Source organism: Streptomyces racemochromogenes, assembly GCF_044129415.1.
Classification (GTDB): Bacteria; Actinomycetota; Actinomycetes; order Streptomycetales; family Streptomycetaceae; genus Streptomyces; species Streptomyces racemochromogenes_A.
In genome coordinates, this window is sequence record NZ_JBBDHD010000191.1 from 1 (window position 1) to 9,623 (window position 9,623).

6 protein-coding genes and 1 pseudogene are annotated in these 9,623 nt (G+C 71.7%); 4 read left to right on the plus strand and 3 right to left on the minus strand.

The genetic code is table 11. From position 1 onward, the window contains the following. Nucleotides 1-96: 96 nt before the first annotated feature. From WDV06_RS34540 to WDV06_RS34550, 3 genes and pseudogenes are all read right to left on the minus strand, one after another. On the minus strand, nt 97-1,029 hold the full coding sequence (locus WDV06_RS34540) for a Yip1 family protein (protein ID WP_395513776.1): 933 nt from the start codon (nt 1,027-1,029) through the stop codon (nt 97-99). Between the two features lie 1,109 nt (nt 1,030-2,138). Beyond that, a pseudogene (locus WDV06_RS34545) lies at nt 2,139-4,355 on the minus strand ((Fe-S)-binding protein); the annotation flags it as partial. Between the two features lie 110 nt (nt 4,356-4,465). Beyond that, nucleotides 4,466-5,065, minus strand: coding sequence for a sugar transferase (locus WDV06_RS34550; RefSeq protein ID WP_395513777.1), 600 nt, complete (start codon nt 5,063-5,065; stop codon nt 4,466-4,468). Nucleotides 5,066-5,331: 266 nt separating this feature from the next. On the opposite strand from WDV06_RS34550, the gene dnaK reads away from it, so the two are divergent. From dnaK to WDV06_RS34570, 4 genes are read left to right on the plus strand one after another with little or no spacing between them, the layout of a single operon-like run. Continuing rightward, on the plus strand, nt 5,332-7,176 hold the full coding sequence (gene dnaK, locus WDV06_RS34555; RefSeq protein ID WP_395513778.1) for a molecular chaperone DnaK: 1,845 nt from the start codon (nt 5,332-5,334) through the stop codon (nt 7,174-7,176). Further along, nucleotides 7,176-7,832, plus strand: a complete 657-nt coding sequence (gene grpE / locus WDV06_RS34560) for a nucleotide exchange factor GrpE (protein WP_395513779.1) — start codon at nt 7,176-7,178, stop codon at nt 7,830-7,832. The genes dnaK and grpE overlap by 1 nt, the downstream gene beginning before the upstream one ends. A gap of 39 nt (nt 7,833-7,871) precedes the next feature. Then, complete coding sequence (gene dnaJ / locus WDV06_RS34565) at nt 7,872-9,047, plus strand: molecular chaperone DnaJ (RefSeq protein ID WP_395513780.1); 1,176 nt, start codon at nt 7,872-7,874, stop codon at nt 9,045-9,047. Nucleotide 9,048: 1 nt separating this feature from the next. Continuing rightward, nucleotides 9,049-9,513, plus strand: a complete 465-nt coding sequence (locus tag WDV06_RS34570) for a heat shock protein transcriptional repressor HspR (RefSeq protein ID WP_395513781.1) — start codon at nt 9,049-9,051, stop codon at nt 9,511-9,513. Nucleotides 9,514-9,623: the final 110 nt, after the last annotated feature.

Below are 9,623 nucleotides of genomic sequence, written 5' to 3' on the forward strand. Positions count from 1 at the left end.
CCCCCCCCCCCCCCCCCCCCCCCCCCCCCCCCCCCCCCCCCCCCCCCCCCCCCCCCCCCCCCCCCCCCCCCCCTTCCCGTGTCCCGGGACGCCCGGTCAGAGGGTGCCGAGCTTGATCATCGACAGCAGTGCGACCAGCTGGATGGCGGACGCGCCCAGCGCCTTCTGCCAGGGCAGGTCGTGCGACTTGCTGACCATCGAGGTGAACAGCGCGCCGGCCGCCAGCCAGGTCACCCAGCCCAGGACCTGGACCACCATGTTGTCGCCGCTCAGGAACACCGCCACCAGCAGGCGCGGCGCGTCCGTGATGGACATGACCAGCATCGACAGGCCCACGGTCGGCTGCCAGGCGCCGTCGCCGCCCAGCTGGCGGGCCAGCGTGTGGGTGACCGCGCCCAGGATGAGCCCGCAGATGACGAAGGCCACGCCGGTGCTCAGGACGATCGGGATCACCTGGGTCAGGGTCGCCTTGATCGCGTCCTCGCGGGCCTTGTCGAAGCCGAAGACGGCGAGCATGCCGTAGAGGAAGGTCACGGTGAGCGCCGGGCCCCATACGGCGTAGTCGCGCATCTGCAGGAACGTCGGCCCCGGACGCAGCACGATGCCGCGCAGCAGGTCCTTCCAGTGCAGACGCGGCCCGGCCGGGGCGGGGGCGGCGGCACCCGCCTGGTAGGTCGCGGCGTGGCCGTACGGGTCCTCGCCGAGCGAGAAGGCCTGGGTGTGGCCCGGGTTGTCGGCGTACGAGGGCCCGTGCGGGGCGGCGTGGTGCGGCGGCTGGGGGTGGCCGCCGGGGCCGCCGCCGTACGGGTCGAAGTACTCCGGCTCCCCCTGGCCGCCGCCGCCCGGCTCCGGCCAGTGCTGCTGCGGCGGCGGGCCGCCCGCGGGCGGGTACGGCGGATGGCCGTACGGCGCCTGGGCCTGCGCCTGGGGCGCCTGCTGCCGGCCGTACGGCTGCTGCCGCGGGGTGTGCGGGGGTTGCTGCGGGGGGCGGTCGTCGTCCCGGCCCCGTCCGATCCTGAATCCAGCCACGTGATCGAAAGTACCTGCTCCCGCGGGCGGTGGTGGCCGGGGCGGTGGAAACGGGGCCTTTGCGGCTGAGCTGTGACATCCCCTAGGGGACGTGAGGGCTGGTCGTTTTGTTCGGATGTGCGCCTTAAGGGTGCTGCTCGCCGCCGGAGGCGGCAGGGCCGCGATCGGCGCGACGGGCCTCGGCTTCGCGATCCTCCGCGACCGTTCCCGCCGCTGACCCCGCCGCCGCCCGAAGTCCCTGGGTGGCGCTGCGCTGAGTGGTCCCCTACCCGCCCTTCCGCCGTTCCCAGGGGCTCTGCCCCTGGCCCCGTGCGTGCGCTGGACAGCCTCGCCGCGCGAGACACAGCCTTACCGGCGTTTGAGGCGCGGGGGCGGGGGCGGAGCCCCGGAGAACGGGTGAAGGGCGGGCAGGGGACGGCCCCGCGCAGCGGCGGCCCGTGAACGGCGGTCCTGACACGCAGGAACGGCCGGCCCCCGAGGGGACCGGCCGTTCCTGCGTGGTCGCGCTACTTGCCGCTCTCGGCCTTCGCCTCGGCGTCGCCAGCGGCCTCCGCCTCCGGCTCCGCCTCCGGCTCCGCCTCCGGCTCCGCCTTCTCCGTCGCGGGAGCGGCCTCGGCCGCAGCGTCCGCCTCGGGCTTCGCCTCGGCCTTGGCCGGAGCCTCGGCTTCGGGCTTGGCCTCGGCCTTGGCCGGAGCCTCGGCTTCGGGCTTCGCCTCGGCCTTGGCCGGAGCCTCGGCTTCGGGCTTCGCCTCGGCCTTGGCCGGAGCCTCGGCTTCGGGCTTGGCCTCGGCCTTGGCCGGAGTGTCCGCCTTCGCCTCGGCTTCGGGCTTCGCCTCGGCTTCGGGCTTCGCCTCGGCCTTGGCCGCAGCCTCGGCCGGAGCGTCCGCGTCCGTCGCAGCCTCCGTTTCGGCGTCCGCCTTGGCCTTCGCGTCCGCTTCCGCCTTCGCCTCGGCCTCGGCGTCCGCCTTGGCCTTGGCCTCCGCCGCGGCCTTGGCTTCCGCCTCCGCCTCCGCCTTGGCCTTCGCCTCCGCGGCGGCCTTCGCCTCGGCCTCCGCCGCGGCAGCGGCTTCGGCTTCCGCCGCGGCAGCGGCTTGCGCCAGTTCCTCCTCCGTCGGTTCCGGGGCCTTCACCGACTCCAGCAGCAGCTGGGCCACGTCCACGACCTGGACGGACTCCTTCGCCTTGCCGTCGTTCTTCTTGCCGTTGACCGAGTCCGTCAGCATCACCAGGCAGAACGGGCAGGCCGTCGAGACGATGTCCGGGTTCAGGGACAGGGCCTCGTCGACGCGCTCGTTGTTGATGCGCTTGCCGATGCGCTCTTCCATCCACATCCGGGCACCGCCCGCACCACAGCAGAAGCCCCGCTCCTTGTGGCGGTGCATCTCCTGCTGGCGCAGCCCCGGGACCGCGGACATGATCTCGCGCGGCGGCGTGTAGACCTTGTTGTGGCGGCCCAGGTAGCAGGGGTCGTGGTACGTGATCAGGCCCTCGACCGGGGTGACCGGGGTGAGGCGGCCCTCGTCGATGAGGTGCTGGAGCAGCTGCGTGTGGTGGATGACCTCGTACTCGCCGCCCAGCTGCGGGTACTCGTTCGCGATGGTGTTGAAGCAGTGCGGGCAGGTCGAGACGATCCGCTTCGCCGACTTCGGCTTCTTCGTCGACTCGTCCTCGTCGTCCTCGCCGAACGCCATGTTCAGCATCGCGACGTTCTCCTGGCCCAGCTGCTGGAACAGCGGCTCGTTGCCCAGGCGGCGCGGCGAGTCACCGGTGCACTTCTCCTCGCCGCCCATGATCGCGAACTTGACACCCGCGATGTTCAGCAGCTCGGCGAAGGCCTTCGTCGTCTTCTTCGCGCGGTCCTCAAGGGCGCCCGCGCAGCCGACCCAGTACAGGTAGTCGAACTCGGAGAGGTCCTCCGCGTCCTTCCCGATGATCGGGACCTCGAAGTCGACCTCCTTCGTCCACTCCACGCGCTGCTTCTTGGCCAGGCCCCAGGGGTTGCCCTTCTTCTCCAGGTTCTTGAGCATCGTGCCCGCCTCCGACGGGAACGCGCTCTCGATCATCACCTGGTAGCGGCGCATGTCGACGATGTGGTCGATGTGCTCGATGTCGACCGGGCACTGCTCCACGCACGCACCGCAGGTGGTGCAGGACCACAGCACGTCCGGGTCGATGACGCCGTTCTCCTCGACGGTGCCGATCAGCGGGCGCTCCGCCTCCGCGAGGGCCGCGGCCGGGACGTCGGCGAGCTGCTCGGCCGAGGCCTTCTCCTCGCCCTCCATCGTCTTGCCGCCGCCCGCGAGCAGGTACGGGGCCTTGGCGTGCGCGTGGTCGCGCAGCGACATGATGAGGAGCTTGGGGGAGAGGGGCTTGCCGGTGTTCCAGGCGGGGCACTGCGACTGGCAGCGGCCGCACTCGGTGCAGGTGGAGAAGTCGAGGATGCCCTTCCAGGAGAACTGCTCGACCTGGGAGACGCCGAAGACGTCGTCCTCGCCCGGGTCCTCGAAGTCGATCTCCTTGCCGCCGCTGGTCATCGGCTGGAGGGCGCCGAGCGCCGTCGCGCCGTCCGCGTTCCGCTTGAACCAGATGTTCGGGAACGCGAGGAAGCGGTGCCAGGCCACACCCATGTTGGTGTTGAGGCCGATGGTGATCGCCCAGGTCATGGTCACGCCGAGCTTGACCATCGCGAAGAAGTACACGAGGTTCTGGAGCGTGCCCAGGCTCAGCCCCTTGAAGGCCAGCACCAGCGGGTACGAGGCCCAGTACGCCGCCTCGTAGCCCTCCACGTGGTGGATGGCGCCCTCAAGGCCGCGCAGCGCCATGATGCAGACGCCGATGGTGAGGATGACGTACTCGACGAAGTAGGCCTGCCAGGCCTTCGAGCCGGCGAAGCGCGACTTTCGACCGGCCCTTGAGGGCAGGCTCATCAGCCGGATCGCGATCAGGACGAGGATGCCCACCGTCGTCGCCAGCGAGATGAACTCGGTGTACACCTCGTACGGCAGCCAGCCGCCGACCACCGGCAGCACCCAGTCGGCCTTGAAGAGCTGGCCGTAGGCGGTGACGATCGTCAGGCCCAGGGTGAGGAAGCCGACCGCGACGAACCAGTGCGCGACGCCGACGACGCCCCACCGGTTCATCCGGGTGTGGCCGACGAACTCCCTGGCCAGGGTGATGCTGCGGGCGGTCGGGTCGTCGGTGCGGCTGCCCGCGGGAACGGGTTGGCCGAGCTTGACGAACCGGTAGATCTGCGCCACGGCTCGGGCGATCAGCGCGACGCCGACCACGGTCAGGACCAGCGACACGATGATCGCGGCGAGTTGCATGGGAGGGCTCCTCGGGCGGGACTTACTAAGCGGTAACTTATTGAGTCAAGGCTTGAGGTTACCCATTTCCCGCGCCGCACTGTAGGTGGGTGAGCGGTGATCTGTGTCGCTCAGGCGCGCCTGTGCAGGAAGGCGGCCCGAGGGGTCTTCGCGAGGATCGCGAGGTCCATCCCCAGCCAATGGCTCTCCACATAGTGCCGGTCCAGCAGGGCCATCTCCTCCCAGGGGAGGTCGGGACGTGCGCCGACCTGCCACAATCCGGTCATTCCGGGGCGTACGAGCAGGCGTTCGGGGTGGTCGCCGCGGGGCTCGGGGCGCGGCCCGACCAGCGACATCTCACCGCGCAGCACGTTGACCAGTTGCGGCAGGCCGTCCAGGGCGCACCGTCGCACCCACGCGCCCGGCCGGCCGGCGCCGGCGGTGCGCAGCCGCCAGGTGCGGAAGGGCCGGCCGGCCAGGCCGAGCGCGGGCTCCCGTACGAGGACGCCGGCGCGGGCGGTCGCGTACAGCGCGGCGGCCGCCAGCAGCAGGGGAACGGCGGACAGCACCGCCAGAGGGACCGCGCCGATCAGGTCGCAGACCCGCTTGGCCGGCGGCCTGGCCGGCCATCGCACCCGGAGTCGGGGCGCCCGTGGCCGGAGCGGCCGGATGGCCCGGGCGGCCCGGGTGGCCCAGGGGGGCCGGGCGGGCAGGGGCGGCATCAGAGGCATGTCAGGCACGCTGCCGGACGCCCACCGCGAGCCCGCCGCGCCGCGCGGCCGCACCCCGTGCCGGGAACCCGTTCGGGTGCCGCGCCGCGGCCGGGGGCGCCGCCCCCGGACCCCGCGCCCCACACGCCGACGAGGCTGGAGTCGGGCTCCCCTTGAGCGTAAGCCCCGCCTAAAGGTTGAGTCCCCCCGACTCAGCTCTGTTGACGCGGGCGCAGCGGTGCGGCATCCTTGAGTCTGTTCCACTCAAGTCAGCTGGAGGAATCGAAATGGCACGTGCGGTCGGCATCGACCTGGGCACCACTAACTCCGTCGTCAGCGTTCTCGAAGGCGGCGAGCCCACCGTCATCACCAACGCCGAGGGCGCCAGGACCACGCCGTCCGTCGTCGCCTTCGCCAAGAACGGCGAGGTCCTCGTCGGCGAGGTCGCCAAGCGCCAGGCGGTCACGAACGTGGACCGCACCATCCGCTCCGTCAAGCGCCACATGGGCACTGACTGGAAGATCAACCTGGATGGCAAGGACTTCAACCCGCAGCAGATGAGCGCCTTCATCCTGCAGAAGCTGAAGCGCGACGCCGAGGCGTACCTGGGCGAGAAGGTCACGGACGCGGTCATCACCGTCCCGGCCTACTTCAACGACTCCGAGCGCCAGGCGACGAAGGAGGCCGGCGAGATCGCCGGTCTGAACGTCCTGCGCATCGTCAACGAGCCGACGGCCGCCGCCCTGGCCTACGGTCTCGACAAGGACGACCAGACCATTCTCGTCTTCGACCTCGGCGGCGGCACCTTCGACGTGTCCCTGCTGGAGATCGGTGACGGTGTCGTCGAGGTCAAGGCCACCAACGGTGACAACCACCTCGGCGGCGACGACTGGGACCAGCGCGTCGTCGACTACCTGGTGAAGCAGTTCGCCAACGGCCACGGCGTCGACCTGTCCAAGGACAAGATGGCGCTCCAGCGTCTGCGCGAGGCCGCCGAGAAGGCGAAGATCGAGCTGTCGTCGTCCACCGAGACGACCATCAACCTGCCGTACATCACGGCCTCCGCCGAGGGCCCGCTGCACCTGGACGAGAAGCTCACGCGCTCGCAGTTCCAGCAGCTGACCGCGGACCTGCTCGACCGCTGCAAGACCCCGTTCCACAACGTCATCAAGGACGCCGGCATCAGCCTGTCCGAGATCGACCACGTGGTCCTGGTCGGCGGCTCCACCCGCATGCCGGCCGTCGCCGAGCTCGTCAAGGAGCTCACCGGCGGTCAGGACGCCAACAAGGGCGTCAACCCGGACGAGGTCGTCGCCATCGGCGCCACCCTCCAGGCCGGTGTCCTCAAGGGTGAGGTCAAGGACGTCCTGCTCCTCGACGTGACCCCGCTGTCCCTCGGCATCGAGACCAAGGGCGGCATCATGACCAAGCTCATCGAGCGCAACACGACCATCCCGACCAAGCGGTCGGAGATCTTCACGACGGCCGAGGACAACCAGCCGTCCGTGCAGATCCAGGTCTACCAGGGCGAGCGCGAGATCGCGGCGTACAACAAGAAGCTCGGCATGTTCGAGCTGACGGGCCTGCCGCCGGCCCCGCGCGGCGTGCCGCAGATCGAGGTCTCCTTCGACATCGACGCCAACGGCATCATGCACGTGACCGCGAAGGACCTCGGCACGGGCAAGGAGCAGAAGATGACCGTCACCGGCGGCTCTTCGCTCGGCAAGGACGAGGTCGACCGCATGCGCCAGGAGGCCGAGCAGTACGCGGAGGAGGACCACCGCCGCCGCGAGGCCGCCGAGTCCCGCAACCAGGGCGAGCAGCTCGTCTACCAGACGGAGAAGTTCCTCGCGGACAACGCGGAGAAGGTTCCGGCCGAGGTCAAGGCCGAGGTCGAGACGGCCGTCACCGAGCTGAAGGACAAGCTCAAGGGCGAGGACACCGCCGAGATCCGCACCGCCACGGAGAAGCTCGCCGCGGTCAGCCAGAAGCTGGGCCAGGCCATCTACGCCGACGCGCAGGCCGCCCAGGCCGCCGGCGGTGCCGGTGACGCCGGCCAGGCCAAGGCCGACGACGACGTGGTCGACGCCGAGATCGTCGACGAGGACAAGCCGAAGGGCGGCCAGGCCTGATGTCGGAGGAGACCCCGGGCTTCGACGAGAAGCCCGAAGTCCCCACCGGCGCGGACGACGCCGAGCCGAAGGCCGCCGACTCCTCGCAGGAGAAGGAGGCGGCCCCGGCCGGGGACGCAGCTCAGGACGCAGCCCTCCTGGCGCAGCTGGACCAGGCCCGTACCGCGCTGAACGAGCGCACCGCGGACCTCCAGCGGCTCCAGGCCGAGTACCAGAACTACCGCCGCCGCGTGGAGCGGGACCGGGTCGCCGTCAAGGAGATCGCGGTCGCGAACCTGCTGTCGGAGCTCCTGCCGACCCTGGACGACATCGGCCGGGCCCGGGAACACGGCGAGGTGGTCGGCGGCTTCAAGTCGGTGGCCGAGTCCCTGGAGACGGCCGCCGCCAAGATGGGCCTGCAGCAGTTCGGCAAGGAGGGCGAGCCCTTCGACCCGACGATCCACGAGGCGCTGATGCACTCGTACGCGCCGGACGTCACCGAGACGACCTGCGTGGCGATCCTGCAGCCGGGGTACCGGATCGGCGAGCGTACGATCCGCCCCGCGCGGGTCGCGGTGGCCGAGCCCCAGCCGGGCGCGGCGCCCGCCGCGAAGTCCGAGTCCGCCGACGGCGACACGCCGTCCGACAAGGACACGGATGCCCCCGACAAGGGCTGACGGACACCATGTAGGCAAACGGGAGGAGGGTCACCGGGGATGAGCACGAAGGACTTCGTCGAGAAGGACTACTACAAGGTCCTCGGTGTCCCGAAGGACGCCACCGAGGCAGAGATCAAGAAGGCGTACCGGAAGCTCGCGCGCGAGTTCCACCCGGACGCCAACAAGGGCGACGCCTCGGCCGAGGAGCGCTTCAAGGAGATCTCCGAGGCCAACGACATCCTCGGCGACGCCAAGAAGCGCAAGGAGTACGACGAGGCCCGCGCCCTGTTCGGCAACGGGGGCTTCCGCCCCGGTCCGGGCGGGGGCGGCTCCTTCAACTTCGACCTGGGCGACCTCTTCGGGGGCGCCCAGGCCGGCGGCCAGGGCGGCTTCGGCGGCGGACTGGGCGACGTCTTCGGCGGCCTGTTCAACCGCGGCGCCGGCGCCGGTGCGGGCACCCGCACCCAGCCGCGCCGCGGCCAGGACATCGAGTCCGAGGTCACGCTCTCCTTCACGGAGGCGGTGGACGGGGCGACCGTCCCGCTGCGGATGTCCTCGCAGGCCCCCTGCAAGGCCTGCTCGGGCACCGGCGACAAGAACGGCACGCCCCGGGTGTGCCCGACCTGCGTCGGCACCGGACAGGTCTCCCGCGGCAGCGGCGGCGGCTTCTCGCTCACCGACCCCTGCGCGGACTGCAAGGGCCGCGGCCTGATCGCGGAGAACCCCTGCGAGGTCTGCAAGGGCAGTGGGCGGGCCAAGTCCTCCCGGACCATGCAGGTCAGGATCCCGGCGGGCGTCTCCGACGGCCAGCGGATCCGGCTGCGCGGCAAGGGCGCCCCGGGCGAGCGCGGCGGCCCGGCGGGCGACCTCTACGTCGTCGTGCACGTCGGCACGCACCCGGTGTTCGGCCGCAAGGGGGACAACCTCACGGTGACCGTGCCCGTCACGATCGCCGAGGCGGCCCTGGGCGCCGACATCAAGGTCCCGACCCTGGGCGGCCCGCCGGTGACGCTGAAGCTTCCCCCGGGCACCCCCACGGGCCGTACGATGCGGGCCCGCGGCAAGGGCGCGGTCCGCAAGGACGGCACCCGCGGCGACCTGCTCGTCACGGTGGAGGTCGCGGTACCGGCGGAGCTGTCCGACAAGGCCCGCGAGGCCCTGGAGATGTACCGGGACGCCACCGGGTCCGAGGACCCGCGTGCCCTGCTGTTCGAGTCCGCGAAGGGAGCTTGACATGGAAGGCCGCCGACGACAGTCCCGCTTCGGTGACGGGGCGTACCAGTTGACCGACGAGACCCCGGTCTACGTGATCTCGGTGGCCGCCCAGCTCTCGGGTCTGCATCCGCAGACCCTCCGCCAGTACGACCGCCTCGGCCTGGTCTCCCCGGACCGCACGGCCGGGCGCGGCCGGCGCTACTCGGCCCGGGACATCGAGCTGCTGCGCACCGTGCAGCAGCTCTCCCAGGACGAGGGCATCAACCTGGCGGGCATCAAGCGGATCATCGAGCTGGAGAACCAGGTGGCCGCGCTCCAGCAGCGCGTCGCCGAGCTGGCCAGCGCGGTGGACGGGGCGGCCGCCGCCCTCCAGGCCCGTGAGGCCGCGGTCCACGCCTCGTACCGCCGCGACCTGGTCCCGTACCAGCAGCCGCAGCCGGGCAGCGCCCTGGTCGTCTGGCGCCCCAAGCGGCCGATGGACTGACGGCCGCAGGCCGCCGGGGGGGGGGGGGGGGGGGGGGGGGGGGCGGGGGCGGGGCGGCCCGCCCCCCCCCCCCGGCCCCCCCCCCCCCCCCCGCCCCCCGGCGGGCGGGG

Coding starts and splice junctions, on each gene's coding strand:
- WDV06_RS34550 (WP_395513777.1), bottom strand. CDS start 5,065: ATGCCTCTGATGCCGCCCCTGCCCGCCCGGCCCCCCTGGGCCACCCGG.
- dnaK (WP_395513778.1), top strand. CDS start 5,332: ATGGCACGTGCGGTCGGCATCGACCTGGGCACCACTAACTCCGTCGTC.
- grpE (WP_395513779.1), top strand. CDS start 7,176: ATGTCGGAGGAGACCCCGGGCTTCGACGAGAAGCCCGAAGTCCCCACC.
- dnaJ (WP_395513780.1), top strand. CDS start 7,872: ATGAGCACGAAGGACTTCGTCGAGAAGGACTACTACAAGGTCCTCGGT.
- WDV06_RS34570 (WP_395513781.1), top strand. CDS start 9,049: ATGGAAGGCCGCCGACGACAGTCCCGCTTCGGTGACGGGGCGTACCAG.